Source organism: Kitasatospora sp. MAA19 (assembly GCF_029894125.1).
In the GTDB taxonomy this organism is placed as follows: domain Bacteria; phylum Actinomycetota; class Actinomycetes; order Streptomycetales; family Streptomycetaceae; genus Kitasatospora.
Genome location: NZ_JARXYZ010000030.1, coordinates 1 through 25,564 on the forward strand (window position 1 = coordinate 1; position 25,564 = coordinate 25,564).

Sequence of the window (25,564 nt, forward strand, 5' to 3'; positions counted from 1 at the left end):
CCAGAACATTACCAGCCCAACACCCATATGCCGAATTCCCACCAACCCACCCCGGAAAAGCAAACAAGGCCCGGCACCCCGAAAGGCACCGGACCCCGTCCGACCACTGGAGCGCCAGGCCCGGATCGCACGGACTCTTCCTACTGAAAGTAGGACGTGCTCTGGTAGCACCACTGACGCCTGACGAGGAATCATCTCCCTCGCGACACCCAGAACATTACCAGCCCAACACCCATATGCCGAATTCCCACCAACCCACCCCGGAAAAGCAAACAAGGCCCGGCACCCCGAAAGGCACCGGACCTCATCCGACCACTGGAGCGCCAGGCCCGAATCGCACGGACTCTTCCTACTGAAAGTAGGACGTGCTCTGGTAGCACCACTGACGCCTGACGAGGAATCATCTCCCTCGCGACGAGACGTACAGTACCAGCTGAATGATCTGGCACCGAACCGGAGGCGAACCCCGCATGACGAGCGCTCAACCCGAGGTCATCTCCTATGCCGACGGGCGGCTGACGGACGTCCACCGCCCGGCCGCCGGCACCGCCGGGCCCGCACCCGTCGTGCTGCTGTGGCACGGGCGGGGCCCCGACGAGCGTGACGTGCTGCGGCCGATCGCCCGGGAGGCCGCCGGGCTCGGGCTGCTGGTGTTCGTCCCGGACTGGCGCTCCGACCGGCCGGACGGCGGCCGCGCCGAACTGCTCGCCTCCCTCGCCCACGCCCGCCGCACCGCCGCCGGGTACGGCGGGGACCCGGAGCGCTTCGTCCTGGCCGGCTGGTCCTTGGGCGGCCGGGAGGCGATAGCCGTGGCCACCCACCCGGACACCCCCGCCGACCTGCGCCCCGTCGCCGCCGTCGGCATCTCCTCCAGCTATGCCCGCCCGGCGGTCACCACCGGGGACGCCCCCCTCGACCTCCTGGCCGACCACCCCTCCCCCGTCCCGCTCTGGCTGGTGCACGGCACGGAGGACGACGTGCTGGGCATCGAGCACACCCGGCAGCTGAGCGCTGCTCTGACAAAGCAGATGTCACCGGTGCGCGTCCTCGAACTCGCCACCGACCACGCGGGCGTCGTGATGACCGTGTACGACGCCGAGGCCCACCGCTGCCTCCCCACCACCGCCGAAGCCGTGCTGCGCGCCGGGCGCCGCACCGCCGCCGCCCTCGCCGAGGCGGCCGGGCTCTCCTGAGCCGTCAGCGCGGCCGGACCGGCTATCGCCCCACGACGAGGGCGCGCAGGCCGTGGCCGCGTTCCATGGCCTCCAGGTCTCGTTGCAGCGGCGGCCGGGGGACGGCCAGGACCGGGCAGGCCGCGTGGCGGACGCAGTAGGCGGTGACGGACGGGCGCAGCGCGCGGGAGAGGCGTCCGCGGCTGCTGCCGGCGCCGAGGATCAGCAGGTCGTCGGCGTGGTCGGCGCAGCGGACCAGACTGTGTCCGGTGTCGCCGCGGACCGCCTGGCAGCGCAGCCGGGCTCCGGCGTAGCGGCCGGCGAACGCCTCGTCGAGGGCTTGGCGCAGTCGCGCGACGGCGGCGTCGCGGCCGGCGGTGATGGCGGCCGGGCAGGGGGTACGGCGGTAGCCGAGTTCCTCGCCGGCCGAGGTCCAGCAGAGGACGGCGAGCACCTCGACGTCGGTGCGGCGGGCTTCGGCGACGGCGTGGTGGAGGGCGGCGATGCTGCCGAGCGAGCCGCTGACGCCGACGACGATCCGGCCCTCACGGTCGGGCCGCTCCGCCGCCTCGTCCGTGCCGGCCATGCCGCTTTCCGCCATGGTTCGCCCCGCCTCTCGGTCCGTCCCGCCGTGCCGTGCTGTCGTCTCCCAGCAAAGCTGGCGGGTGCCGCGCGCCCCGCGTCCGTTGACGCGGCTCTGACGCGCGGCCGGGCGTTCCGTACGCGTCCCTGATGCGGCTACGGACCCTCGGTCAGGCCGTGTCCCGCTTGACGGCGCCGCCGTGCGCCGTTCGGCTGCCGGCCGCGCCCGGTCGGCGGGGCGAGCGTCCCCAGCCCACCGAGTGTGCAGGATGGCGGCCATGAAGAGCGCACTCCCCATCCCCGTCCGCGGCGTCGGCGTCCTCCTCACCGCCCTCTCCCTTGCGGCCTCCCCGAGCGCAGCCTCCCCGAGCGCGGCCGGGACCGAAGTCGGGACCTCGGTCGGCGAGGGCCGCCCCGCCCGTACGACGTCCGCCTGGTTGCCCTGGTGGGGTGGAGACGGCGCGCTGGACGACGCCCTGCAGCACGCCTCGCAGCTCCACACCGTCAGTCCGTTCTGGTACGAGGCCACGTCCGACACCACCGTCGACGGCTACCCGGGCGCCGGCGATCAGCGGATCGTCGACCAGCTGCACGGCAAGGGGATCAAGGTCGTGCCCACCGTCATCGAGACCCCCGGTGCCGAGGCCATGGCGGAGCTCCTGGGCGACCCGGTACGCCGCACCGCCCACGCCGACGCCCTCATGGCGGTCGCCGCGAGCGCCGCGTACGACGGCCTCGACCTCGACTACGAACGCATGGCCGAGACCGACGACGAGCAGCTGCGCGAGCGGGTCCGCGTCGGCTACGACGCCCTGACCGGCGAGCTGTGCGCCCGCCTGCACGCCGGCGACAAACAGTGCGTCGTCACGGTCATGCCCCGCACCCGCGACTCGGGGCAGGCCTACGACTACGCGCACCTGGGCAGGGTCGCCGACCGGGTGCGCATCATGGGCTACAACCTCCACGACGCACTGGGCCGGCCCGGCCCGCTGTCCTCGCTCGCCTGGTACGAGGAGTTCCTCGGCTACGCCACCGGCGTCGTCCCCCGCGAGAAGCTGGAGGTCGCGCTGCCCGCCTACGGCTGGGACTGGACCGTCGGCTCCACCGACCGCGCCAAGCACGTGACGTCCACCGAGGCTGAGGCGCTGCGCCGGGACAGGCAGGCCGCGTACGTCTTCGACGAGGCCTCCGGCACACCGCACTTCACCTACACCGACGGTGGCAGGCGGCACGAGGTCTGGTACCAGGACGCGCACGGCAGCGCCGCCCACCTGGCGGCGATGGGGAAGTACGGCGTGCGCAACAGCGGCCTGTGGGCCCTGGGGTTCGAGGACCCAGGGCTGTGGCAGGCACTCGCGCAGCAGTAGCCCGCAGCACGGAGCGCCCGGTGCGTCCTGCCGGCAGGTGGGGCGGAGCCGCCCGTACTGCGGCCGTCGGACCCTAGGACCGGAAGTCCCAGGCGGGGAAGTCGTAGTCGTCCCACAGGGCGCGTTCGTCGTCGTGCGGCGCGTACCGGACGCTCGGGTCGAGGTCCCAGATCCGGGTCGCCCGGCTGTCCGGTGTGTAGCTGGGCCAGCCCGGCTCGCCCCGGCGGGCGAAGGAGGTCCAGGCCGCCATCATCCGGTCGGACAGGCGGGTGAGCAGGGGCCGCTGCTCGGCGACGGTCTGCGCGCCGCGCGGGAGCGGGCCGAGGTCCAGGCCGCCGAAGACGAAGGGCAGTTCCAGGGTGTGCATGGCGCCCAGGTTCTGCGCGGCCGGCAGCCCGGGGACGTAGGGCACGTGCCAGTCGAACTGGTAGACGTAGGTGGGCCGCCAGCGGGACTGGGCCTCGGCGAGGCGCAGGGTGGGCACCCGCTCCACCTGGTCGGTGATCATCGCGTTCACCACCCGGCCCTCGGCCAGCCCCGGGCGGTTCGCGGCGTAGTGGTCGTACATCTGCTGCTTGCGGTCGGCGAGGACCGCGGGCAGGCTCCGGTAGGCGCTCAGCGGGTAGTCCAGGATCTTGGGGTTGAACAGCGCCCAGTAGTCGGTCTCGTTCTCCGTGGTGCCGGTCATCACGTCGACGTGACGGGCGCTTCCGGCCGCGACCCGCTCGACCACGGGTCCCGGCACCAGCGAGCCGTCGATGGAGGGCCCGAAGAAGACGGCGGAGGAGAGCCCGGACAGCCCGCTCTGCGCCTGCTCCTGGAGTTGCAGGACCTGCTGGGTGGTCAGCCGGTCGAGGTCGGCGACCGACCGGATGCCCCCGGTGGCGAGGATGTGCCGGGCGGTGTTCTGCGCGGCGTCCGCCGTGTGCACCAGGTACCCGGGCCCGCTCTGGACGATGGCGTGGCGGAAGAGCCGCTCGGGGTGGTCGCCGGCCAGCATCGCGCTGATCGAGATCGCGCCCGCCGACTGTCCGAAGACGGTGACGTCGTCCGGGTTCCCGCCGAAGGCCGCGACGTGCTGACGGACCCAGGCCAGCGCGGCCCTCTCGTCGCGCAGGCCGTTGTTGCCCGAGCCGGCGTAGGCCGGGTCGAGCGAGCCGAGTTCCGTCCAGCCCAGGATGCCGAGCCGGTAGTCGAGGTTCACCACCACCGTGTCGCCCCGCGCGGCCAGCCGGCCGCCGTCGAAGACCGCCTGGCCGGCCGAGCCGAGCTCGTCCGCACCGCCGTGCAGGAACACCATCACCGGCTTGTCCGCGCCTCGGGCCCGCGGTGCCCACACGTTCAGGTACAGGCAGTCCTCGACCCCCTCGCCACCCGCGCTCAGGTCCTGTGGGCAGCCGGGCTTGGCGGCGGTGGCCGGGAGCGTGCCCCGCCAGGCCGCGGCCGGCTGCGGCGGGCGGAACCGGCGATCCCCGGTCGGGGGCGCCGCGTACGGCACTCCGAGGAAGGCGCAGCGGCCGTCCTGCGCCACGCCCTGGACCCGGCCGGCCGAGGTGGTGGCCCGGCACCCCCGCGTCACCCCCTCCGCCGCCCCCTGGGCCTCGGCCGGAACGGCCGCCGCCGACACCGTCAGCAGCAGTGCCGCCGCGGCCGTCACCACCCTGCCCCACCGCTTCACCGTGCGCACCCGTGCCACCCTGCGCTCCCTCCGACGTGGACGCCCCGGCGGGGCCGGGACGTGATGCCGGCTCAAGCGTGCTCGGGTGCCCGGTGCGCTGTCCTGGCCGCCGGGGTGGACTTTCCGGGTCTCCACCCCGGGATGGAGAGGGTGGAGACCAGCCGCACCGCGGATGTTCTGCGCGGTGTCACGCACGCCGAGCGGCACCAATAACTCGGCTGCCGCCGAGGTGAACTGTCGTCGCATCAGGTTCTCGTGGCCCCGACCCCCGGTGTCCGCGCCGGACGCCACGGCGCGACCCGCCGCCACCTCACGCCTCAACTGGCCGTTCCACCAGCGCACTTGCTCACCATCGGATCATCCCGTCCGACGGACACCGCACGGGACCAGCAAGACCACCGGGACCAGCAAGACCACCGGGAGCACCGGGAGCAGCGGGACCAGGGGGACCGGCGGCCGCTCAGGCGTCGGGCGGTGCGGCCTCCCAGAGGTCGGCGAACATCCGGTCCAGGTGCTCTTCGCCGATCGGGGCAACGGGCAGCGGGTGGGTGGCCTGGGCACGGAAGCCGTCGAGCAGCAGGGCGAGGTAACGGCGCCAGAGGTCGGGGCGCAGTTCGGTGGTGGCGGGCAGGGCGCGGCAGAGCGGGCCGAGCATGAACAGCAGGTCCATGGTGACCACGTCGCGCCGCATGGTGCCCTGCTCCTGGGCGCGGGCGATGAGGGCGCCGACGGTGGCGGCGTTGCGGCGGCCGATCTCGATCATGCCGGGGATGGTGGGGATGGCCTGGGTGACCAGGTCGTTGATGCCCCGGTCGGCGGCGACGAGTTCGAAGATCCGCTCGTAGTAGCGTTCCAGGGCGGTCCAGGCGTCCTCGGTGGCGAGGGCTTCCTCACCCGCCCCGGTCAGGGTGGCGGCGGCGTCGGCGAACACCTCGCCGATCAGCGCCTCGCGGGTCGGGAAGTGACGGTAGAGGGTGGCGTTGCCGACCCCGGCCTCCTTGGCGATCTGGTCCAGCGGGACGTCGAGGCCGTTCCGGGAGAACATGTCGCGGGCGGCGGCGAGCAGCAGATCGCGGTTGCGCTGCGCGTCGCGCCGGAGCCGTCCCGGGGGGTTCGCGCTGCTCGGTGCCATGCCCCGACCCTAGCAATCCCGGAGGCGGGCGGCCGGGCGGCGACCGACTACCGTACGAAGGCACCGGGCCCGCGATAGCCGGCGGCAGGGCCCACGGGCCCGGGCCCGCAAGGGGCCACGAGGAGACGAGGGGGCGGCCATGGCCGACGTGGTGGAGTTGCGGTACTACCCGGTGAAGGGGTGCGCCGGGGTCCAGGCGGCCAGCGCGGAGCTGACCTTCGCGGGCCTGGCCCACGACCGGGCGTTCATGGTGGTGGACGAGGACGGCGTGTTCCGCTCCCAGCGCCGGGACCGCCTGCTGGCCGCCGTCCGCCCGACGGTCGGGGAGGACGGCCGCCGGCTGACCCTCGCCGCGCCGGGCGTCGCACCCGTGAGCGTCGCCGTGGACACCGAGGGCCCACGCCGGGCGGTGCAGCTGTTCGGCGCCCCGTTCTTCGGGATCGACCAGGGCAAGGAGGTCGCCGACTGGCTGGCCGAGGTACTGGGTGTGCGCAGCCGGCTGGTCCGGGTGCCGCCGGAGCACGACCGGGTGACCGACGGGCTGACTCCGGGCACCTCCGGCTACGCCGACAGCTGCGCGGTGCACGTGCTGTCCCGTGCCTCGCTGGAGCGCTTCAACGCGCTGAGCGGTGGAAGCCCGCTGTCGGTGGACCGGTTCCGCCCGAACCTGGTGGTGGACGGCTGGGCCGAGCCGCACACCGAGGATCTGGCCCGCCGGATCACCGTGGGCGGCGCCGAGTTGGGCTACGCCAAGCTCGCGATCCGCTGCGCGGTGACGCTGGTCGACCAGTCGACCGGCGCGAAGGCCGGTCCGGAGCCGCTGCGGACGCTGGCCCGCTACCGCCGGGCGGCGGCCGGCGGGGTCGCGTTCGGCAGCAAGTTCGCCGTCCTACGGCCCGGCACGCTGCGGGTCGGGGACGAGCTGGCGGTGAACGCCTGGGGGCCGTCCGAGCTCTGAGTCCGCACCAGGGCCGTGTCCGGACCGCGCCAGGGCCGTGTCCGGACCGACGGCCCCGCCGGGCGCCCCGGCGGCCCCGGCGGGGAAGTGCGCCGGGGCCGGGAAGGGTGGAGCGGGGGTGCGCTTCAGCAGCCCTGGTCGATCAGCGAGAACGTGGCGTAGTGGTCGCCGGTGTAGTAGTCCTCCTGGGTCTCCTGGCCGGTGATGATCCGGCGGGTGCCACGGGTCGGGGCGCCGGGCGTGATGACGGTGTACTCGTGGTAGTAGCCGTAGGACTGGCTGGGCAGGACGTGCTCCCGGTTCTGGAACACCACACCGTCCTGCGAGTACGGGAACGGCCCGTCACTGGCGATCAGGTTGAGGGTGTCGGTCGCCTCGGCCGGGAGGGCGGACAGACACACCGTGCCGCTCACGTCGGCGTGCGCCTCGGTGGCGACGGCGACGGGCGCGAGGGTCATCAGGGCGACGGCGGTGACGGCGGCAGCGCGGGTCTTCCACGCGCGTAGAGTGCGAGTCATGTCCATCAGTGTGGCGAGCCACCGACAACTCCGGAAGCCCTCCGACGAAGTGTTAACCGGCGGGTAACTCCCGTGTCCGACCAGCGACTTGACTCGTATTCCGGCCCCACGTCGAGCCCCGCCGGAACCGTTCACGAACCGCCCCGACACCCCATGGGTCGACCGCCGTCGAACTAGCGCCGCCGCCGCTGTCGGCATCCTCACACCTTCCCCACGTTCGCTCCCCGCTCCAGTCGCGCCGCATAGAGTCGGCGACGGATCATGTCGGGCCGGAACGACCGCTGACGGGGTGGGCATGGGTACGGGAACGGGAATGAACACGGGCGCCGGGGCGGGTGCGGGCACGGAGGCGAGGTCGGCCACGGGCGCGGGCACTCCGCTGACGGCGCGGCAGCTGATCGGGCTGCTGGTCGACCCGGGCAGCTTCCAGGGCTGGGACGAGCCGCCGGCCGACCCGCCCGCCGACCCCGGCTACCGCGCCTCCCTCCACCGGGCCCGCGAACGCACCGGCCTGGACGAGGCCGTCCTCACCGGCGCCGGACTGGTCGGCGGGCGACCGGTGGCGCTGGTCGCCTCCGAGTTCGGCTTCCTCGGCGGCTCGATCGGTGTCGCCACCGCCGAGCGCATCACCCGCGCCGTCGAGCGCGCCACCGCAGAACGGCTGCCGCTGCTCGCCCTGCCCGTCTCCGGCGGGACGCGCATGCAGGAGGGTTCGGCGGCCTTCCTGTGCATGCTGCGGATCACCGCCGCCGTCCAGGCACACCGCGCGGCCGGACTCCCCTATCTCACCTATCTACGGAACCCGACCATGGGCGGGGTCTTCGCCTCCTGGGGCACGCTCGGCCAGCTGGTGTTCGCCGAGCCCGGCGCCCGGCTCGGCTTCCTCGGCCCGCGCGTGTACGAGGAACTGCGCGGCGTGGAGCTGCCCCCGGACGTGCAGCGGGCGGAGACACTGGCCGGGCGCGGCCTGGTGGACGCCGTCGTGCCGCCGCAGGAGCTGCGCGAGCTGGTCCGCCGCACGCTCGCCATCCTGGCCACCGCCGGGCCTGCCGCCCCCGCCGGGACTACCGCTGAACCCACGGACACCGCCGGGAGGCCCGAGCCCGAGCCCGAACCCGCGCCCGAGGCCGCGCCCACCGAGCGCCCCGACGCCTGGGACTCCGTCCACCGCACCCGACGCCCCGACCGCCCGGGTACCCGCGAGCTGCTGCGCCGCACCGCCGAGGAGCTGGTGCTGCTGGACGCCCCCGGCGGGCGGGACGGCGCGCTGGTCCGCGCGCTCGCCGTCCTCGGAGGCCGGCCGGTGCTGGTCGTCGGCCAGCAGCGGCAGACCCCGGAGCACGAGCGCCCGTTCACCGCCGCCGACCTGCGGGCCGTCCGGCGCACCGCGCGGGTGGCGGAGCAGCTGGGGCTGCCGCTGGTCACGGTGGTGGACACGGCGGGGGCCGAGCTGTCCGCCCAGGCCGAGCTGGACGGGATCGCGGTCGAGATCGCGCACTGCCTGACCACCCTGCTCGCGCTGCGCACGCCCGTCCTGGCAGTGCTGCTCGGCCAGGGTTCCGGCGGCGGCGCGCTGGCACTGCTCCCGGCAGACCGGGTGATCGCCGCCGGGCACGCCTGGCTCGCACCACTGCCGCCGGAGGGCGCCTCCGCGATCGTCCACCGCGACGGCGGGCACGCCGCCGAGCTGGCCCGCACCCAGGGCATCGGCGCCCGCCACCTGGCGGAGGTCGGGCTGGTGGACGAGGTGGTCGAGGAGCGGCCGGACGCGGCCGACGAGCCCGCCGCGTTCTGCGCCCGGCTCGGGCTGGCGGTCGGTACGGCGCTCGACGGGCTGGCGACACGGCCGGAGCCGGACCGCCTCGCGGCGCGTGCCCTGCGTCACCGCCGGCTCGGCGACCTTCGCTGAACGCCCGGCGGCCTCCACCGAGGACTTCGCCTCCTGCACCGCCTTCACCGATGACATATCGGATATGACGGATATGGCGATGGAAATGGGCGAGGCGGATGTGGCGCCGGTCTCACCGAATGCAAGGTCATCTGCACGCAAAGTGCCGCCGGCAAATCGTCGAGTAACGGACAAATCGACCTAACCGGTGAGTGCGCTCACATCGACTTGTGGTCAACGACGGGCGATAGTGGCCCGATCCGGACGGCCGCGCCGCTCACGGGGCGGGCAGGTGCGCAGGTCACCACGGTCGGCGCGGTCGGCGCGCCACCCGCAACCGAGCCTTCGAATCCAAGGCGGCCACACCCGGTACGACGGCGCGTCGTACCAAGGGGGTCTTGGCAGCGGCCGATTCCGTCTGGCAACAATTGCTCCATCGCCAGCCGCTCCGGACACCTGTCCCGCCGGTCAGCGGCTAACTGCCACATCACGCCCCGCGACCTTATCGGCCCCTGCCCGGCCACGGTCCAAGCGGGGCGTGACCCGGCCCAACCTGATTGAGGTCTTGTTCTTCATGCCCACTTTCAAGCTCCGTATGCGCACTTCCGCCGCTGTTCTGGCCGGCACCGCCGGTCTGACCGCCCTGGGTGCGGGCGTGCTGCCCGCCACGGCGAACGCCGCCACCGCCTCCCCGAAGGCCCTGGCCGCCCAGATCGTCCCGGCCAACCAGCTGGCCTCGTTCAGCCAGATCATCGCCCACGAGTCCAGCTGGAACGTGACCGCGACCAACCCCAGCTCGGGCGCGTACGGCCTGGCCCAGGCACTGCCGGGCTCCAAGATGGCCACGCACGGCTCCGACTGGAGGACCAACCCGGTCACCCAGATCAAGTGGGCGCTGGACTACATGAACTCCCGCTACGGCAGCCCGAACGCCGCCTGGAACTTCTGGCAGACCCACCACTGGTACTAAGCCGACCGACTCGGCTCACCTGACTCCACCCGCATCCTGACCACTCCCCCCTCACCCCGGGGGTCGGACAGGGATCACCGGGGTGCCCCCAGAGGGCCCGGGCCCGCGCGATCCGCGTGGCCCGGGCCCTCTCGTGGTTCTCCCGGGCCCTCTCCTGGTTTCTTCCCCGGCCCGTCCGGCCGACCCAGCCGGGGCGCGCCGACCCGGCTCGCTCCGCCCCCCGCGCTCAGAGCTCGCCGGTGAGCCCGAGCAGTTCCCGCATCCGCGCGTACTTGGCGGCCAGCCGCTCGGCGGTCGCGGCGTCCAGCGTGGCCAGCCGCGCCGGGTCCGAGTTGTGCGCGAGGTCGGCGCGCTTGACCAGCAGCGCGCCGGGCGTGGCCAGGATGCGCGCGGTGTACGCCTCGACCGGCTCGTCGCGGCGCCGGGTGAGCGCATCCACGATCGACTTGGCGGCCTCGGGCAGCGCGGCCCCCGCCAGCCACTCCCGGCTCAGCCGGTCGTCCTCGACGGTGTCGTGCAGCCACCCCGCCGCGATCTGGGCGTCGCTGCCGCCGCGCGCGGCCGTCCCGTGCGCGACCGCCGCGATGTGCTCGCCGTACGGGTGGCCGTTCTTGTCGACCTGCCCCTCGTGCGCACGGCGAGCGATCGCCTCCACCTCGGCCAGACTCAGGTATTCGGGCTCCATCGGTTCATCGTAGGCCCGTGGTCGGCATCGGTTCGGCCCAGAGTTCGTCTCACGATTCCCGCCGCGCGCTGATGCGACGCGAAGTGTGGGACGAGCCCCAGGGCCGTGGTCGGCCCGTTCGCGCCCGCTGGTTTACTGCCCCGGGGCGGGCGATCCCCGCACCACCCGGCAGACCGTCCGAGTGATCCGAGGAACCATGCCCTCCCTGCACCCCCTGCTGTCCGGATTCGCCCCGATCTGGGCGCTCACCGGTGTCGGTTACCTGGTCGGCCGGACCGGGCTGCTCGGGCCGCACGCGGAGCCGGTGCTCAACCGGTTCGTCTTCCACGTGGCGATGCCGGCCGCGCTGTTCCTGATGATCGTCCGCACCCCGCTGGAACGGTTCGCCAACCCGTCGATGCTCGCCTTCGCCGGGGGCACCGCCCTCGCGATCAGCCTCGGACTGCTCGCCGGGCGCCTGCTGTTCCGGCGCGAGTCCGGCGAGCTGGCGATCGGCGCGATGGCCTCCGGGTACGTCAACTCGGCCAACCTCGGCATCCCGGTGGCCATGCAGGTCCTCGGCGACGCCTCCTTCGTCGCGCCGGTGGTGCTGTTCCAGATCCTGGTGGTCACGCCCGCCGTCCTGGCCGTCCTCGACAGCGGCGCGGCCGGGCGCCGGGCCCTGCTCACCCTGCCGCTGCGCAACCCCATCCTGCTGGCCACCGCGCTCGGCGCCGCCGCCTCCGCCGCCGGCCTGCACCTGCCCGCCGAACTGAACCGCTCCTGCGAACTGCTCGGCGGCGCCGGCGTACCGACCGCCCTGGTCGCCCTCGGCATGTCGCTGCACAACCGCCCGCCGGCCACCGGGCGTTCACGCCACGCCGAGGTCGGACTGACGGTCCTGATCAAGACCCTGATACAGCCGCTGGCCGCCTTCGCGGTGGCCGGCCCGCTGCTCCACCTGCCCGCCCACCAACTGCTCACCGTGGTGCTCTTCTCCGCCCTGCCCACCGCACAGAACGTCTACGTCTACGCCCGCGAGTACGGGCAGAGCGCCGGGCTCGCCAGGGACGTGGTGCTCTGGTCGACCCTGCTGTCGATGGCGACCCTCTCGGTGATCAGCTGGTCCCTCGCGCCGTAGGACTTGTCCGGCGGTTCCGCCCGGCAGGTGACCGCCACCCGTACCGGGCACGACAGTTGTCCCCCGCAAGCCGTACCACGTGGACAGGCAGCGGCGCGATAGCCCGGCCTCGGCAGCGACGTGCGCGCTCGGCCGGCCAGCGTCGATCCGCAGGCACAACCGCAGACGTCCCTCGGGAGTGAGCGGTGCGTTCCGGTGCCCCTGCGGTCGGCGCTCCTGGACTCGGCGGACGCGCTCATCGGGAACCCTGAGATCTCAAGGCTCCCGCGTGAGCGGCTGTGCCTGGCGTCAACGTGCGAACTTCTCGATGGCCTCCGGGGTGACGGGGGTGAAGAAGTTGACGAGGTTGCCGTCGGGGTCGCGGAACAGCAGCGACCGGTTGCCCCAGGGCATCGTGGTGGGCTCGTTGACGAAGTCGGTGACGAAGCCGGTCAGGTTCTGGTGAACGCGGTCCACGTCGTCGACGCGGAACTCGGTGATCACGCTGTGGTTGGCCGCCGGGCGTGCGGAGCCCGGGGCGAACAGCGGTACGGTGCGGGTGCCGGCGATCGCGAGGGTGGCGTTGGGGGTCTTGAGTTCGGCGAAGTCCGCGGTGGCCCACATCGCCTGCACCCCCGTGGCTCGCTCGTAGAACTCGACGAGGCGCGCGACGTCGCCGGTAATGATGCGGATCGAGACGAAGTCCATGGTGATCTCCTTAGCTGATGGGGTCGCTGCACATCGCAGGCTAGGAGAAATAGTGGACAGAATCGGTCCTGTATTCACCTTAGGCTGTGCACATGCCTCGACCCACCGGCCGCGTGCTGACACTCCTGGAGCTGCTGCAGTCGGGCGGCACCCGGACGGTGGCCGAACTCGCCGACCGTCTCGGCGTTGATGGGCGCACCGTGCGGCGGTATGTGGATCATCTGATCGACCTTGACGTGCCCGTGGAGTCGGTGCGCGGCCGCTACGGCGGGTACCGGCTCGCCCCCGGGTACCGTTTGCCTCCGCTCATGCTCAGCGATGACGAGGCGCTGGCCGTGCTGCTCGGCTTGGTCGCCGGCCGCCGAACAGGGTTGATGACGGCGGAGCGCACGGCGAGCGAGACGGTGTCGGCCAAGATCCGGCGGGTGCTGCCCAAGCACGTCGCCCGCCGGCTCGACACACTCCTGGAATCTCTCGCCTTCACGGATCAGCCCGGTGAGTTCGCCACCCCGGACGCCGGGGTCCTGCTCACCATCGCCGATGCGGTACGCCACCGCCGACCGGTCTCGATCAGATACACCGACCGCGACGGCCGGCGCAGCGAACGCACACTGCACGCGTACGGGATCGTCGCCCATGCGGGCCGGTGGTACGTCACGGGCGCGGACCCCGAGATCGGCAAGGACCGAACCTTCCGGCTCGATCGCATCGCAGACGCGCGGACCCTGCCCGGCTCATTCGAGGCGCCCGTGGGTCCCGATCCGGCACAGCGCGTGTTGTCAGGGTTCGCCACGGCTGAGTACCGGCATGAGGTGACCTTGCGGATCCACGGGACCGTCGAGCAGATCCGCGCCCACCTTCCCGCCAGCGTCGCGAGCCTGGAGGAGCAGGCGCCCACGGCGGGCAAGGACCGGGCGACCGAGCGCTGGCTGCGCGTCGAACTACGGGCGGAGCGGCTCGACTGGTTGCCTCCGGCACTCGCCTCACTCGACCGGCCGTTCGTCATCGAGCGCCCCGATGAACTGCGCGACCTCGTCATCGCGCTCGCCGATCGCCTCGCGTCCTCCGCCCGCCAAGCCTGACAGCGAGGAACCAAGGGCCGGAGCCTCCGCGCGACCCCAGCATCTGCCTGCTGCGCGAGGAGCACCCAGGGCCGCACTACGGCGAGTCCTGGTTCTGACACCCCGCCGGTCACTCCCGTCTGGCGGCGGCCACCACCTCGGTCATGGCCTCCAGGAAGCGCCGGGCCGTCGCCAGCTCCACCGGGTCGAACCGCCCCATCTCCGCGACCAGATCGCCGATCAGCCCGCCGAAGAAGCCCTGGCCCAACGCCATCGCCCGCTCCTCGACCACCAGCCGCACCTTCCGCCGGTCCTGCGGGTCCCGCTCGCGGCGGATCAGCCCGAGCCGCTCCAGCCGGTCCACCAGGCTGGTGGTACCCGCCGAGTTCAACCGCAGCGCCTCCCCGAGCCGGCCCGGGGTGACCACCCGGCCGGCCCGGGCGGCGTCCAGCAGGTGGATCAGCGCCCGCAGATCGGTCGGGTGCAGACCGTTGCGGGCCGCGAACTCGGCTCCGAACAGGTCGAGTTCGACGGTCAGGCCGCGCAGCAGGTGGACCAGTCGCAGCGGATCCTCAGCCTCGGACACCCTCTCGTCCTTCCTCCGGCACGCATGTGCCAATATTCTCTCGTTGAGCGAGATACTTGTGCAGCGAGTGATTCCATCATCCCCGCGGAGGCCCATCATGTCCGCCCGCACCGCCGGCTCCCCCACCCGCACCGCCGCCTTCCTCACCGCCTACGACGCACTGCTGGCCCGCTGGCCCGTCCCGGTCGAGCCGCACACCGTCCGAACCCCCCACGGCACCACCCGGATCAACGCCTGCGGCCCGCGCGACGGCCGCCCCCTCGTCCTCCTGCACGGCGGCGGCGCCACCTCCACCATGTGGTTCGCCAACGTCGCCGCGTGGACGGCCGCCGGGCACCGCGTCCTCGCCCTCGACCTGATCGGCGACCCCGGCCGCAGCGTCCACGACGGCGTCGCGCTCACCGACGTCCCCGGACTGCTCGGCTGGCTGGACGCCGTCCTCGACCGACTCGGCGTCCCCCGGGCCGACTTCTGCGGCCACTCCTACGGCGGCTGGATCGCCCTGGAGTACGCCCTGCACGCGCCCGAGCGGGTCGGCCGGCTCGCCCTCCTCGACCCCACCCAGTGCTTCGCCGGCTTCCACCCCGGCTACCTGCTGCGCGCCCTGCCGCTCTTCCTCCCCCGCCGCGACGCCTCCCGGGCCCGCTCCTACCTCGACTGGGAAACCGGCGGCGGCCCCCGCCTGGACGCCGACTGGCGGGAGGTCTACGCCCTCGGGTACGCCGACTTCCCCGCCGCTCGCGTCATCACCGGGCCCCGCCCCGGCCCCGACCGCCTGCGCACCCTCACCACCCCGACCCTCGCCCTGTTCGCCGAGCACAGCCGCACCCACCGCGCCGCCCAGGTCGCCGAGGCCGCACGCCGGGCCCTGCCCGAGGCGACGGTCGCCGTCCTCCCGGGTCTCTCCCACCACAGCCTCCCCATGGCGGGCGCGCCGGAGGTCAACCCCCGGCTGGCCGCATTCCTCGCCGCCGCACGCACCTGACCCCCCTGACGCGGCCGACCAGTGCCGGTGGAGCATCGGCGGAGCCGCCAGCGAAGCGGAGGTGGCTTCGCTCCGTCGAACATGCCGGTGGACGAGAGCCACCCGGGCGACGGGACCGGGAGCCGGCGCTGCTCTGCGCAGGGCGAACCCTGACCGATCGTGCCGAGCCTCGCCGTGAGGTGCCGGATCGGGCCGACTGGCGGTACGCCGCGATGGTCGGCCTGCGGGTCTGCCCTGGGAGGTCTGCCCTGGGAGGTCTGCCGGTCAGCGGGGCAGGGTCTGGGTGATGCGCCACCGGTCCTGCGGGGCACACCACACGCTCACACGCCCCACGGGCCTCCGAAAGAGGAGACTTCCTCCCCGGAATGACGGCGCCCCTGTCCGTCAACTCGGACAGGGGCGTCGAGTACCCAGCGCCGAGAGCGAGTTAGCTCTGCCGAACTCGGTCACCCGCCGGGCGGCGGAGGTCAGTAGATCAGGTATCCCGGACGGTGTCCTTCGTCGTCGATCTCCCCAGTGGCCTGGGCCCGCAGCTTGCGGGACAGTGCCTCCAGGGCTCGGGAGGCCGCGACCTCCTCGCCGATCCGGGCGAGCGGGCGGTCCTCCGTGCTCTTCACGGACTCGCCGTGCGCGCTCAGGCCCGGCGCCCTGGCTCCGGTGAGTCTGGCCTCGCAGGCCGTGTGTACACCGTCTTCCTCGAAGCTCAGCTCCACGTCCCACTGGTTGTGCATGCCACACCTCCTGGCAACGGCCCCCGTCGCACCTGTCCGGACCGGCACGGGCGGTGAGCGGTGTCGGCCGCTCACACCAGCGTGCGCCTGTGGCACCCGGGGCGGCAAGCGCGGCCGCCCCGGGCCCGCCTCGGCCCCCCGCGACTCCGCCGACCCGCCGTGACTCCGCCGACCCGCCCCGGCTTCCGGCGCCGCCAACCGGGCCTCGCCACCGCCCCGGCGGTACGCTGACGGAAACGCGCCGCGACCGCCGACCAAGCCCGGACCCGCCGGCGCGGCGCGGGCAGTGACAACCGGGTGGTCCCTCCGTGGCGGTCTTCCTCCTCGCCCTCGGCGCCGCCTGCTGCCTGGGCCTCGGATTCGTCCTCCAGCAGCACGCGGCGCAGCGGGCGCCCCGTGCCGACCTGCTGCGCTGGCGGCTGCTCCTGGACCTGATGCGGATGCCCGAGTGGCTGCTCGGTACCGGGTTCATGGTGAGCGGACTGATCCTCTCCGCACTCGCCCTCAACCAGGGCGAGGTCTCGCTCGTCGAGCCGCTGCTCGCGACCAATCTGCTGTTCGCCATGGCGCTCTCCCGGGTGCTGACCCGTCAGACCCTCGGCCGCTCGGGCTGGATCGGCGTGCTGCTGCTCGGCCTCGGGGTGACGGCGTTCATCGTGGCGGGTCAGCCCACCGGCGGCGGAGCGCCGGCCGGGGAACTGCGGCACTGGCTGGTGGTCGGCACGGTGGTCGGGCTGACCCTGCTGCTGGTCTCACTGGCCCGGCGGCTGCCGCTGTTCGAGGAGGCCACGCTGCTGGCCCTCGCCGCCGGTCTGCTCTACGGCCTTCAGGACGCGCTGACCCGCACCACCACCCAGCGCCTGGACCACAGCGGGCTGGATGCGGTCCTGCGCAGCTGGCAGCCGTACGCGGTGGTGGCGGCGGGCGTGGTCGGGCTGCTGCTGGTGCAGAGCGCCTTCGAGGCCGCGCCGCTGCGGATGTCCCTGCCAGCGCTGACCGCCGCCCAGCCGCTGTCCGGGATCGCCTGTGCGGTCGGTTTCCTCGGCGACCGGCTGCGGGTGACACCGGGCGCGCTGGCCTGGGAGTCGGTCGGACTGCTGGCCATCGTGATCGGGGTGGTCGTGATCGGCCGCCACCCGGCGATGCCGGGCAGCGCCGGCGACACCCTGGAAACGATCGGGGCTTCGCCGGAGGACGAACGGCCCGAGGACGGCACCGGCACCGGCGACAGCACCGGCGACGGGCCAGGGACCGGCACCGGGAACAGCCCCCGAAACGGCGACTAGGCGGACGGACGTGCTGGAGCGCCCAGGCGGACGCCGTGGCCGGCGGGGTGGTCGCGGGCGTCGGCGTGCTCTGCCTGGTCCGCGCCCGCCGGGCGGGTCGGCCACGACGGCTGGTGCTCGCCGGCTGACCGTACTCGGTACGGCGGTCGCCGCCCCGCTCGCCGTGGCCGTCGCCGTCGCCGCACAGCCTCCTTCGACCGAACAGCGGCGGTCTGCCGACGAACGGCGGCCGCCTTACGAGCGCGCCGGGACCGGCTCCGGCCGGGGCTCGACGGCGCTGCCCGGGCGGCCGCGCAGGCGGTCCATCTCGCGCCACTCCGGCCGCAGCCCGGCCAGGCTGGTGGTGGCGAAGTACAGGACGCCGCCGGCGAGCAGGGTGGGTATCAGCCCGACCAGGGCGACCGCCGCGCCGGCGAGGACGCCGCCGAGGGGGATGCCTGCCCAGGCGAGGGAGTCGCTGAGGGCGTGGACGCGCCCGAGGAGGGGGCGGGGCACCCGTTCGAAGAGCACCGCGCCGAGGATCGGGTTGAGGAAGCCGGAGCCGAGGCCGCCGACCGCGAACACCGTGAGCACCACCCACAGCGGCGCGTCGAACGCGAGCACCAGGTAGCGCGGCGCCCCGGCGAGCAGGAACCCGGCGAAGAACACCGTCCGCCGGGGCAGCCGGTGGGCGACGGCGGCCGCGGTCAGACTGCCGACGACGGCGGTGACACCGAAGGCGCTGGCGGTCAGGCCGATGGCGGCCGGGCCGTTGCCGGACTCCCGCGCCCAGACCGGGGTCAGGACGGTCATGAACCCGGCGTCGAGCAGGTTGGTGATGCCGATCATCACGATCACGGTGAGCAGCAGCGGCTCGGAGCGCAAAAAGGTGAAGCCCTCGCGGAACATCCGCCAGTAGCCGGCCGGTTCGGCCTCGGCCGAGGCCCCCTGCGCGCCGGCGGCGGTCGGCGCCGCCGAGCGCCCCATGCCGCGCGGCAGGGCGAAGGCGATGACGAGGGATCCCAGGGCGAAAGTGGCGGCGTTGACCACCAGCCCGGCCATCGGGCCGGTCACCGCGACCAGCCCTCCGCCGATCGCCGGGCCGACCGTGGAGGCCAGCCGTTCGGTGACGCCGGAGAGGCCGGTGGCGCGCTCCATCGGCACCCGGGCGTGGTCGGCCGCCTCCGGGACCATCACCGACTTGGCCAGGTCTCCGGGCCCGCGCATCGCGCCGATCACCGCGACCACCGCCAGCAGCACCCCGAACGGCAGCAGCCCCTGCGCGTGCAACAGCGGGACCAGCCCGGCCGCGACCGCGCTCACCGCGTCCGTCGTCCAGGACACCACGCGCGGCCCGAGCCGATCGACCAGCGGCCCGGTCAGCGCCTTGACCAGCACGTACGGCGCCATCTCGGCGAAGGCGACCAGGCCCGTCATGGTGGCGCTGCCGGTGGTGGCCAGGACGAACCAGGGCAGGGCGATGGCCGAGACCCGTGTCCCGGTCAGGGAGACGGCCGTGGCGGCGAGCACCCCGGCCAGCGGACGGAGGCTGCGCGCGGGCGCGTCGACGGCGGTGGTCACCGGGACTCCCCCTCCGCGGTGTCCGTGGTCGGGTCGGGCAGCACGTGGACCACCACGGACACCTGCTCGGCGCCCTCCGGGACCGGCCCCTGCGCGTCCAGCCGGCGGTAGCGCCGCACCACGGCGGAGAGCTCGCCGGCCAACTGCTCGGACTCCTCGGGCGTGAGGCGGAGCACCATGTCGCCGAGGTCGACCGCCTTGCGCCACTCCCGCGGCATCGTCTCGAAGGCGTCGATCGTGCGCTGGGCGGCCAGGGCGTGCGCGGTGAGGACGGACCGCAGGAAGCCGACGGCCGTCTCCGGCTCCTCGTCGGCCAGGTCGTCCCCCGTCCAGACGGTGAGCGTGTGCGCCGAACGCCACCACCGCTCGCGGGCGTTGCCGCGCTCCGGATCCTCCTCGACGAAGCCCGCGGCGGCGAGCTGACGGAGGTGGTAGCTGGTGGCCCCGGAGTTGAGCCCCAGCTGCTCGGCGAGTCTGGTCGCCGTGGAGGGGCCGCGCTTGCGCAGCAGCCCGACCAACTGCATCCGCACGGGGTGGGCCATCGCCTTCATGCCCTTGGCCGTGAGGACGATCTGCGGGTCGTCACTGTGCATCCAGCCGCGTTCATCGGTCATGGCAGGAGCGTAGGACCACAAAGTGTTCTTTGCAAAGGATTTTTGCGAAGAACTCTTTGCGGTTCGAGCGGGGGTCGTCCGACGGCCCCGCCGGAGGCCCCGAAGGGAACGGGAACGGTCAGTCGTGCGCGACCACCAGCAGCAGCACCACGGTCAGCCCGCCGCCCGGCGTCGTCTCGACCGCCAGCCGCCCGCCCGCCGCCAGCACCAGACTGTGCAGGGCGGGCCCGACCGGCCCGTCGGCGCGCACGCCCGCGAGCAGCCACTCGCGTGCCCCGGGCAGCTCGGACGACCCCCGGTCGGACACCCGTATCTCCACCCGCCCGCGCGGCAGCGCCGCGCCGCTCAGCCCCGCCGACCGCAGCGCCGCCGCGGCCGCGCCCGACCCGCCCGCCATCCCGGCGCGGACCAGCACCCGCCCGCCGAGCGGATCGCGCCGGATCGCGTGGTCGACCAGCCCGGCGAGCGCGGCCTCCAGCCGCCGCGCGTCCCCGGCCACCACCGGCAGCCCGGGCGCCACCTGGACCGTCACCGCCGCCGCCCGGCCGCCGCCGCGCACCACCCGGCGCACCAGCTCGGCCACCTGGACGTGCCGCGCCTGCGGCTCGCAGCCGGCCAGTCGGCCGGTCCACCGAACGCGTTCCAGTTCCGGCCGGGACAGCGTCCGGGGCGTGGCCATCGCACCCGGATGGAACGGCCCGGCCTCCTCGCCCACCGCCCTGCCACCGGGCCCGCCCGACCCGCCGAGGGCGCCCAGCGCCCTGGCCCCCGACGCGACATAGCCCCAGAGCTTCCCGCGTGCCATCGCCCTGCCCCTCGTGCATCGCCGGCGGCCGTCATCAGTACTGCGGCCGACCCGCGCGGGCCGCTTCCCAGGCCCTCCCGCCAGCCTGAGCCCCACCCGCCCCGATGACAATCCGGCTCCGGGACACGAACCGGACGCCGCCCCCCGCCGAGCGGCCGGTCCCGCACCCGCCGACCGGCGGGGCAGGCCCCGCGAGCGGGGCGGGCCGGGACGAGCAGGGCCGGACCGCCGAACCTAGACTGACCCCATGCCCCGGCTCAACGACCAGGTGCGGGAGCTGCTCCAGGAGTACGCCGACCTGATCAACATCACCGGCGGGGACGCCTTCCGGGCCCGCGCCTACGAGAAGGCCGCCCGGGCGGTGGGCGGCCACTCCGAGGACCTCGCCGGCCTGGACGTCAAGGGCCTGCGGCAGATCCCCGGCGTGGGCAGGTCCACCGCCGAGAAGGTCGCCGAGTACCTCGCCACCGGGCGGATCACCGCCCTGGAGTCCCTGCGCGCGATGATCCCGTCCGGGGTCCGGGAGATGATGGCCGTGCCCAGCGTCGGCCCCAAGCGCGCCCTCGCCCTCTACCGCGACCTCGGCATCGCCTCCGTCGACGACCTGGCCGAGGCGGTACGCTCCGACACGCTGTCCGACGTGGCCGGCTTCGGCGAGCGCAGCGGCGAGAAGATCCTGCACGGCATCGAGTTGATGCGGCAGTCCGGCGGCCGGACGCTGCTCGACGCGGCCACCGAACTGGCCGAGCAGCTGGTCGCCGCGCTGTCCGCCGTCCCCGGCTGCACCCGCTGCACGTACGCGGGTTCGCTGCGCCGGATGCGCGAGACGGTGGGCGACGTCGACGTGCTGGCGACCGCCGCCGACTCCGCCCCGCTGATGGCCGCGCTCACCGAACTCCCGTACGTGGCCGAGGTGATCGCGAGCGGGCCGACCAAGACCTCGGTGCGCACCACCGGGGGCGTGCAGGTGGACCTGCGGGTCGTCCCGGAGGAGGACTGGGGCGCGGCGCTCGTCTACTTCACCGGGTCGAAGGCGCACAACATCAGGCTGCGCACGATGGCCGTCCGGGCCGGGCTGAAGCTGTCGGAGTACGGGCTGTTCGAGGTCGACGGCGGCGCCAAGGTGGTGTCCGCCACCGAGGGCGAGGTGTACGCGGCGCTCGGCCTGCCGTGGATCGCGCCGCCGCTGCGCGAGGACCGGGGCGAGATCGAGGCCGCCCTGCGCGGTGAACTCCCGGACCTGGTCCAGGAGTCGGACCTCCGCGGCGACCTGCACACGCACACCGACCTGACCGACGGGCTGGCCACCCTGGAGGAGATGATCGACACCGCGGCCGCCCGCGGCTACTCCTACTACGCCGTCACCGACCACGCGCCGGACCTGGTGATGCAGCGGATGACCGACGAGAAGATGCTCGCCCAACGCGAGAAGCTGCGCCAACTCGCCGACCGGCACAAGAAGTTGCGCCTGCTGCACGGCACCGAGCTGAACATCGGCCCGGACGGCGGCGTGGACTGGCCGCCCGAGTTCCTGGCCGGCTTCGACGTCTGTGTGGCCTCCGTGCACTCGCACTTCACCGCCGACCGCGCCGCCCAGACCCGCCGTCTGATCCGCGCCTGCGAGAACCCGTACGTGCACGTCATCGGCCATCTCACCACCCGGAGGATCGGCCGCCGCGGCCCGATCGACGTCGACCTGGACGCGGTGTTCGCGGCCGCCGCGCGCACCGGCACCGCGATCGAGATCAACAGCTCCCCGCAGCGGCTCGACCTGCGCGACGAGGACGTCCTGCGGGCGAAGCGGCACGGCGTCCGCTTCGCGATCGACAGCGACGCCCATGCCACCGGGCACCTCGGCTACCCGCGCTTCGGCATCGGCACGGCGCAGCGCGGCTGGCTCACCGCCGAGGACGTGGTCAACACCTGGCCGTGGCAGCGCCTGAAGCGTTTCCTCCGCAAGGACGCGCTGCGCTGAGAACCGTGGGCGGCCCTCGCCGGGAGCACCCCGCGCCATGGCCGGCCCCGCCGTGGACAGCCCACGCCGCGCCCAGCACCCGCCGTGGACAGCCCTCGCCACGCCCAGCACCCGCCGTGGGCGGCCCCTCGCCCGGGGGCCGCCCACCCGCGTCACCGCTCCGCGAACGAGGCCCCCGGCGTGGCCAGCACCCGGGCCGCGCTGCGGTGCCCGAGGCCGGCCGCCAGGTGCAGGTCGCCGGTCTCCAGGAACCCGGCGAGGAACCCCGCGGCGAACGCGTCCCCCGCGCCGGTGAGGTCGCGCACCTCGCTGACCGGCGGCACCGGCACGGTGAACCGCGCCGCCCCGGGCACGTCGACGGTGGTCGCCTCGGCGCCCGCCTTGGTGACCACCGTGGTGGCCGCCAGCCTGGCCCGCTCCGGCCCCGGCAGCCCGCCCACCAGCAGGCCCAGGAACTCCGCCTCGGACCGGTTGGCGAACACCAAGGTCGGCGCCAACTCGGCCAGCAGCGCCAGGAACCGCTCCCGCCCGAACTGCTCCAGCATGCCCGTCGAGGAGGCGTCCACCGAGGTGGTGCCACCCGTCTGCCGGACCCGCGCCAGCGCGTCCACCGCCGAGCGGCCGACCGGTTCGCCGTCGAAGGAGTAGGCGGGCACGTGCAGGTGGGTCAGGCCGGCCAGCCACTCGTCCGGCACCCGCTCCAGCAGCTTGGCCGCACCGCGGTCGGGCAGCATGGTCCGCTCGCCGACCTGGTCGATGAGGACCACGATGCTGCCGGTCTGGCCGCGCCGGGCCACCCGTACGTCGACGCCGTGGCCGGTCAGTTCGGCGACGATGCCGTCCCCGACCGCGTCGGCGCCGACGCAGCCGATGAACCGGGCCGGGTACTGACCGGCGGCGAAGCTCGCGACGTTCGCGGCGCTGCCTCCGCGCCGCCGGAACACCTGGGCGCTGGAGTCGGTGCCGTGCCGCAGCGGGCCGTCGACCCAGACCACGATGTCCTCGACGAGGTCGCCGAGCACCCCCAGCACGGTCAGGCCTCGCTACCGGCGGCGGCCGCCAGCGCGGTCGCGATCTGTCCGCCGAGCCGGACGTTGCCCCGGTAGACCTCGACGTTGACCTCCAGGCTGCGGCCGTGGGTGTCGCGCTGGATGAAGTCGAGCAGGAACGGCGTCGAGGCGTTGCCGGTGACGCCCTGGCGCTCGGCCTCCGCCCAGGCGCGGGCGAGGATGCCGTCGAGTTCCGCCGGCGGCAGCTGCTTCGCCGGGTCCACCGGGTTGGCGATCAGGACGGCCTGCGGCAGGTCGAGGCCGTCCCGCGCTTCGATGAGCCGCGCGGCCTCCTCGGGCGACTCGACGCTGTAGGCGATCTCGTGGCCGGAGTCGGTGACGTAGAAGCCGGGGTACCTGCGGGTGCGGTAGCCGATGACCGGGATGTTGAAGGTCTCGAAGCGCTCCAGGGTGGCCCGGATGTCGAGGATCGACTTCACGCCCGCGCTGATCACGGTGACGGGCGTGGCGGCCAGGGTGGTCATGTCGGCCGACTCGTCGAAGCTCTCGGAGGCGCCGAAGTGGACGCCCCCGAGGCCGCCGGTGGAGAACACCCGGATGCCCGCCCGGTGGGCGAGGAAGGCGGTGGCGGCGACGGTGGTGCCGCCGTGGCGGCCGAGCGCGGCGACCACCGGCAGGTCGCGCAGGCTCACCTTGTCCAGGCCGTCCGTCGCGGACAGTTCGGTGATCTGCTCGGTGCTCAGACCGACCGTGGGCACCCCGGCGTGCACGCCGATGGTCGCCGGGACGACGCCCGCCTCGCGCAGCTGCTTCTCGGCCTCCAGCGCGACGGCCAGGTTGCGGGGGCGCGGCAGGCCGTGGGTGAAGATGGTCGACTCGAGCGCGACGACGGGCCGGCCGTCGGCGACGGCCTGCGCGACCTCCTCGGAGACGCGAATGGCCCGTGCGGAGCGGGCGGACGGCGCGGAACGAGTGGCCCGCGCGGAACGGGCGGCCGGCGCGGAGCTGGTGGCCTCGGGGGTGCTGGTGGGCAGTCCGGTCATGATCCGAGCTCTCTGTGAGATGCCACTGCGATGGGGCAACGTGTCGCTCAGCGTATGGACCGTTCGCATCGGAATCCAGAATGAGTCCTGGGGCTTCCGATAGGCTCCAGACTATCGGTTCGCCTAGGCTTCGGACCATGGGTTTCACCTTGCGTCAACTCGAGGTCTTCCTCACCGTCGCCGAGACACTGCACTTCGGGCGGGCCGCGGAACGGCTGCACATCTCCCAGCCGACGGTCAGTCAGGAGGTCGCCCGGCTGGAGCGGACCGTCGGCGTCGAGCTGTTCGACCGCAGCCGCCGCTCGGTCGCCCTGACCGAGGCCGGCGAGGTGATGGCCGCCGAGAGCACCCGGCTGCTCGGGCAGGCCGAGACGCTGCTGGCCCGGGTACGGCTGCACGAGGAGTCCCGGCTGGGCACGGCCCGGATCGTCGCCTCCCCGAGCGTGGCGAACCGGCTGCTGCCCGCCGTGGTCAGCCGCGCCGAACAGGAACTGCCCGCGCTCACCACCGCCGAGGTCGCCGTCGACACCGGACAGGTCTCCGCCGCCCTGGCCGCCGAACTGGCCGACATCGGCCTCGGCCGCTTCCTCGACGAGGTGCCCGGCTACCGGCTGGAGCGGATCGCCGACGAGCCGGTGCGGGTCGCCCTCGGCCGGGACCACCCGCTGGCCGGCCGGACCGCCGTCAGCCTGCGCGAACTGCGCGATCTGCCGCTCCTGCTGTGGCCGCGCGAGCAGCACCCGCGCTACTACGACCACGTGCTCGGCCTGTGCGCGGACCACGGCGTCGACCCGCCGGTGCTGGTCAGCCCGCCACGGATCGTCGGCTCCCGGCTCTACCTGCTCGCCCGCAATCGCGCGTTCTCGCTGGTGCCCGGCTCGATGACCGGCCACCTCACCGAGGACGTGGCCACCGTGCGACTGGACGGCCGGGCCACCCTGCCCCTGGAGATGCAGTGGCGGCTGGACGACCGCCGCCCCCGGCTGGCCGCCCTGCGCGACCTGGTCCGGCAGGAGGCGGCGGCCCTGGAGAGCGACTGACACGCGTCCTGCGCGCGGCGACGCCCGGTCCTGGCCCGGAGGAGCCTTGACGCTGGCATGCCACCGCCGAAAGGATGCCCGGATCGTCCACCCGGCCCGCGGCAGCGCCCG

Annotated in this window: 24 protein-coding genes; 11 read left to right on the forward strand and 13 right to left on the reverse strand. The window is 73.8% G+C overall.

The genetic code is table 11. The features are described 5' to 3' along the window. Positions 1-470 precede the first annotated feature (470 nt). The gene (locus tag P3T27_RS31745) at positions 471-1,193 is read left to right on the forward strand and encodes an alpha/beta hydrolase (protein ID WP_280684703.1); all 723 of its coding nucleotides are present in this window, start codon (positions 471-473) and stop codon (positions 1,191-1,193) included. A gap of 22 nt (positions 1,194-1,215) precedes the next feature. On the opposite strand, the gene P3T27_RS31750 is transcribed toward P3T27_RS31745, so the two are convergent. Continuing rightward, positions 1,216-1,758, reverse strand: a complete 543-nt coding sequence (locus P3T27_RS31750) for a universal stress protein (RefSeq protein WP_280684704.1) — start codon at positions 1,756-1,758, stop codon at positions 1,216-1,218. Between the two features lie 274 nt (positions 1,759-2,032). On the opposite strand from P3T27_RS31750, the gene P3T27_RS31755 reads away from it, so the two are divergent. Next, positions 2,033-3,121 carry a glycosyl hydrolase family 18 protein gene (locus P3T27_RS31755; RefSeq protein ID WP_280684705.1) on the forward strand — a complete coding sequence of 363 codons (1,089 nt, stop codon included), beginning with the start codon at positions 2,033-2,035 and terminating at the stop codon, positions 3,119-3,121. 73 nt (positions 3,122-3,194) lie between these two features. Here P3T27_RS31755 and P3T27_RS31760 read toward each other — a convergent pair whose 3' ends face one another. Together P3T27_RS31760 and P3T27_RS31765 are read right to left on the reverse strand one after the other, a co-directional pair. Then, complete coding sequence (locus P3T27_RS31760) at positions 3,195-4,817, reverse strand: carboxylesterase family protein (RefSeq protein ID WP_280684706.1); 1,623 nt, start codon at positions 4,815-4,817, stop codon at positions 3,195-3,197. Positions 4,818-5,259: 442 nt separating this feature from the next. Then, a complete protein-coding gene (locus tag P3T27_RS31765) occupies positions 5,260-5,931 on the reverse strand; it encodes a helix-turn-helix domain-containing protein (protein WP_280684707.1) in 672 nt (223 codons plus the stop codon). 139 nt (positions 5,932-6,070) lie between these two features. Between P3T27_RS31765 and P3T27_RS31770 the strand changes: the two genes are divergently transcribed. Next, entirely contained in the window at positions 6,071-6,889 is an 819-nt protein-coding gene (locus P3T27_RS31770; protein WP_280684708.1) for an MOSC N-terminal beta barrel domain-containing protein, read from the forward strand. A 125-nt stretch (positions 6,890-7,014) separates the two neighbouring features. On the opposite strand, the gene P3T27_RS31775 is transcribed toward P3T27_RS31770, so the two are convergent. Then, positions 7,015-7,347, reverse strand: a complete 333-nt coding sequence (locus P3T27_RS31775) for a ribonuclease (protein WP_280684774.1) — start codon at positions 7,345-7,347, stop codon at positions 7,015-7,017. 373 nt (positions 7,348-7,720) lie between these two features. Here P3T27_RS31775 and P3T27_RS31780 point away from each other — a divergent pair, with 373 nt between their 5' ends. Together P3T27_RS31780 and P3T27_RS31785 are read left to right on the forward strand one after the other, a co-directional pair. Further along, a complete protein-coding gene (locus tag P3T27_RS31780; RefSeq protein WP_280684709.1) occupies positions 7,721-9,316 on the forward strand; it encodes a carboxyl transferase domain-containing protein in 1,596 nt (531 codons plus the stop codon). A gap of 574 nt (positions 9,317-9,890) precedes the next feature. Then, positions 9,891-10,265, forward strand: a complete 375-nt coding sequence (locus tag P3T27_RS31785) for a transglycosylase SLT domain-containing protein (protein ID WP_280684710.1) — start codon at positions 9,891-9,893, stop codon at positions 10,263-10,265. Positions 10,266-10,491: 226 nt separating this feature from the next. Here the strand turns inward: P3T27_RS31785 and P3T27_RS31790 are convergent, their stop codons facing one another. Further along, a complete protein-coding gene (locus tag P3T27_RS31790) occupies positions 10,492-10,950 on the reverse strand; it encodes an HD domain-containing protein (protein ID WP_280684711.1) in 459 nt (152 codons plus the stop codon). A gap of 196 nt (positions 10,951-11,146) precedes the next feature. On the opposite strand from P3T27_RS31790, the gene P3T27_RS31795 reads away from it, so the two are divergent. Beyond that, the gene (locus P3T27_RS31795) at positions 11,147-12,070 is read left to right on the forward strand and encodes an AEC family transporter (RefSeq protein WP_280684712.1); all 924 of its coding nucleotides are present in this window, start codon (positions 11,147-11,149) and stop codon (positions 12,068-12,070) included. A gap of 288 nt (positions 12,071-12,358) precedes the next feature. Here P3T27_RS31795 and P3T27_RS31800 read toward each other — a convergent pair whose 3' ends face one another. Continuing rightward, a complete protein-coding gene (locus P3T27_RS31800; protein WP_280684713.1) occupies positions 12,359-12,757 on the reverse strand; it encodes a VOC family protein in 399 nt (132 codons plus the stop codon). A gap of 92 nt (positions 12,758-12,849) precedes the next feature. Between P3T27_RS31800 and P3T27_RS31805 the strand changes: the two genes are divergently transcribed. After that, positions 12,850-13,839 carry a YafY family protein gene (locus tag P3T27_RS31805; protein WP_280684714.1) on the forward strand — a complete coding sequence of 330 codons (990 nt, stop codon included), beginning with the start codon at positions 12,850-12,852 and terminating at the stop codon, positions 13,837-13,839. A 109-nt stretch (positions 13,840-13,948) separates the two neighbouring features. Here P3T27_RS31805 and P3T27_RS31810 read toward each other — a convergent pair whose 3' ends face one another. Beyond that, positions 13,949-14,404 (reverse strand): MarR family transcriptional regulator, encoded by a 456-nt coding sequence (locus P3T27_RS31810; RefSeq protein WP_280684715.1) that lies wholly within the window; start codon positions 14,402-14,404, stop codon positions 13,949-13,951. Positions 14,405-14,501: 97 nt separating this feature from the next. On the opposite strand from P3T27_RS31810, the gene P3T27_RS31815 reads away from it, so the two are divergent. Further along, positions 14,502-15,389 carry an alpha/beta fold hydrolase gene (locus tag P3T27_RS31815; RefSeq protein ID WP_280684716.1) on the forward strand — a complete coding sequence of 296 codons (888 nt, stop codon included), beginning with the start codon at positions 14,502-14,504 and terminating at the stop codon, positions 15,387-15,389. A 467-nt stretch (positions 15,390-15,856) separates the two neighbouring features. On the opposite strand, the gene P3T27_RS31820 is transcribed toward P3T27_RS31815, so the two are convergent. After that, on the reverse strand, positions 15,857-16,120 hold the full coding sequence (locus tag P3T27_RS31820) for a dsRBD fold-containing protein (protein WP_280684717.1): 264 nt from the start codon (positions 16,118-16,120) through the stop codon (positions 15,857-15,859). A gap of 308 nt (positions 16,121-16,428) precedes the next feature. Between P3T27_RS31820 and P3T27_RS31825 the strand changes: the two genes are divergently transcribed. After that, on the forward strand, positions 16,429-17,406 hold the full coding sequence (locus P3T27_RS31825; RefSeq protein ID WP_280684718.1) for a DMT family transporter: 978 nt from the start codon (positions 16,429-16,431) through the stop codon (positions 17,404-17,406). Positions 17,407-17,640: 234 nt separating this feature from the next. Here P3T27_RS31825 and P3T27_RS31830 read toward each other — a convergent pair whose 3' ends face one another. From P3T27_RS31830 to P3T27_RS31840, 3 genes are all read right to left on the reverse strand, one after another. Next, positions 17,641-18,966, reverse strand: coding sequence for an MFS transporter (locus P3T27_RS31830; protein ID WP_280684719.1), 1,326 nt, complete (start codon positions 18,964-18,966; stop codon positions 17,641-17,643). Then, positions 18,963-19,580, reverse strand: coding sequence for a helix-turn-helix domain-containing protein (locus P3T27_RS31835; RefSeq protein WP_280684720.1), 618 nt, complete (start codon positions 19,578-19,580; stop codon positions 18,963-18,965). The genes P3T27_RS31830 and P3T27_RS31835 overlap by 4 nt, the downstream gene beginning before the upstream one ends. A gap of 118 nt (positions 19,581-19,698) precedes the next feature. After that, positions 19,699-20,385, reverse strand: coding sequence for a hypothetical protein (locus tag P3T27_RS31840; RefSeq protein ID WP_280684721.1), 687 nt, complete (start codon positions 20,383-20,385; stop codon positions 19,699-19,701). A 247-nt stretch (positions 20,386-20,632) separates the two neighbouring features. On the opposite strand from P3T27_RS31840, the gene polX reads away from it, so the two are divergent. Then, positions 20,633-22,360, forward strand: a complete 1,728-nt coding sequence (polX, locus tag P3T27_RS31845) for a DNA polymerase/3'-5' exonuclease PolX (protein WP_280684722.1) — start codon at positions 20,633-20,635, stop codon at positions 22,358-22,360. A 152-nt stretch (positions 22,361-22,512) separates the two neighbouring features. Here polX and P3T27_RS31850 read toward each other — a convergent pair whose 3' ends face one another. Together P3T27_RS31850 and P3T27_RS31855 are read right to left on the reverse strand one after the other, a co-directional pair. Then, positions 22,513-23,382, reverse strand: a complete 870-nt coding sequence (locus P3T27_RS31850; RefSeq protein ID WP_280684723.1) for a PfkB family carbohydrate kinase — start codon at positions 23,380-23,382, stop codon at positions 22,513-22,515. A gap of 11 nt (positions 23,383-23,393) precedes the next feature. After that, positions 23,394-24,413: a pseudouridine-5'-phosphate glycosidase gene (locus P3T27_RS31855; RefSeq protein ID WP_280684724.1), complete on the reverse strand. Its 1,020-nt coding sequence runs from the start codon at positions 24,411-24,413 to the stop codon at positions 23,394-23,396. 137 nt (positions 24,414-24,550) lie between these two features. Between P3T27_RS31855 and P3T27_RS31860 the strand changes: the two genes are divergently transcribed. Next, positions 24,551-25,453 (forward strand): LysR substrate-binding domain-containing protein, encoded by a 903-nt coding sequence (locus tag P3T27_RS31860; RefSeq protein ID WP_280684725.1) that lies wholly within the window; start codon positions 24,551-24,553, stop codon positions 25,451-25,453. The last annotated feature ends 111 nt before the right edge of the window (positions 25,454-25,564 follow it).

Excerpts from the sequence above, each read along its gene's own strand:
- P3T27_RS31745 (WP_280684703.1), top strand. The coding sequence starts at position 471 with ATGACGAGCGCTCAACCCGAGGTCATCTCCTATGCCGACGGGCGGCTG.
- P3T27_RS31750 (WP_280684704.1), bottom strand. The coding sequence starts at position 1,758 with ATGGCCGGCACGGACGAGGCGGCGGAGCGGCCCGACCGTGAGGGCCGG.
- P3T27_RS31755 (WP_280684705.1), top strand. The coding sequence starts at position 2,033 with ATGAAGAGCGCACTCCCCATCCCCGTCCGCGGCGTCGGCGTCCTCCTC.
- P3T27_RS31765 (WP_280684707.1), bottom strand. The coding sequence starts at position 5,931 with ATGGCACCGAGCAGCGCGAACCCCCCGGGACGGCTCCGGCGCGACGCG.
- P3T27_RS31770 (WP_280684708.1), top strand. The coding sequence starts at position 6,071 with ATGGCCGACGTGGTGGAGTTGCGGTACTACCCGGTGAAGGGGTGCGCC.
- P3T27_RS31775 (WP_280684774.1), bottom strand. The coding sequence starts at position 7,347 with ATGACCCTCGCGCCCGTCGCCGTCGCCACCGAGGCGCACGCCGACGTG.
- P3T27_RS31780 (WP_280684709.1), top strand. The coding sequence starts at position 7,721 with ATGAACACGGGCGCCGGGGCGGGTGCGGGCACGGAGGCGAGGTCGGCC.
- P3T27_RS31785 (WP_280684710.1), top strand. The coding sequence starts at position 9,891 with ATGCGCACTTCCGCCGCTGTTCTGGCCGGCACCGCCGGTCTGACCGCC.
- P3T27_RS31790 (WP_280684711.1), bottom strand. The coding sequence starts at position 10,950 with ATGGAGCCCGAATACCTGAGTCTGGCCGAGGTGGAGGCGATCGCTCGC.
- P3T27_RS31795 (WP_280684712.1), top strand. The coding sequence starts at position 11,147 with ATGCCCTCCCTGCACCCCCTGCTGTCCGGATTCGCCCCGATCTGGGCG.
- P3T27_RS31800 (WP_280684713.1), bottom strand. The coding sequence starts at position 12,757 with ATGGACTTCGTCTCGATCCGCATCATTACCGGCGACGTCGCGCGCCTC.
- P3T27_RS31805 (WP_280684714.1), top strand. The coding sequence starts at position 12,850 with ATGCCTCGACCCACCGGCCGCGTGCTGACACTCCTGGAGCTGCTGCAG.
- P3T27_RS31815 (WP_280684716.1), top strand. The coding sequence starts at position 14,502 with ATGTCCGCCCGCACCGCCGGCTCCCCCACCCGCACCGCCGCCTTCCTC.
- P3T27_RS31820 (WP_280684717.1), bottom strand. The coding sequence starts at position 16,120 with ATGCACAACCAGTGGGACGTGGAGCTGAGCTTCGAGGAAGACGGTGTA.
- P3T27_RS31835 (WP_280684720.1), bottom strand. The coding sequence starts at position 19,580 with ATGACCGATGAACGCGGCTGGATGCACAGTGACGACCCGCAGATCGTC.
- P3T27_RS31840 (WP_280684721.1), bottom strand. The coding sequence starts at position 20,385 with ATGGCACGCGGGAAGCTCTGGGGCTATGTCGCGTCGGGGGCCAGGGCG.
- polX (WP_280684722.1), top strand. The coding sequence starts at position 20,633 with ATGCCCCGGCTCAACGACCAGGTGCGGGAGCTGCTCCAGGAGTACGCC.
- P3T27_RS31855 (WP_280684724.1), bottom strand. The coding sequence starts at position 24,413 with ATGACCGGACTGCCCACCAGCACCCCCGAGGCCACCAGCTCCGCGCCG.
- P3T27_RS31860 (WP_280684725.1), top strand. The coding sequence starts at position 24,551 with ATGGGTTTCACCTTGCGTCAACTCGAGGTCTTCCTCACCGTCGCCGAG.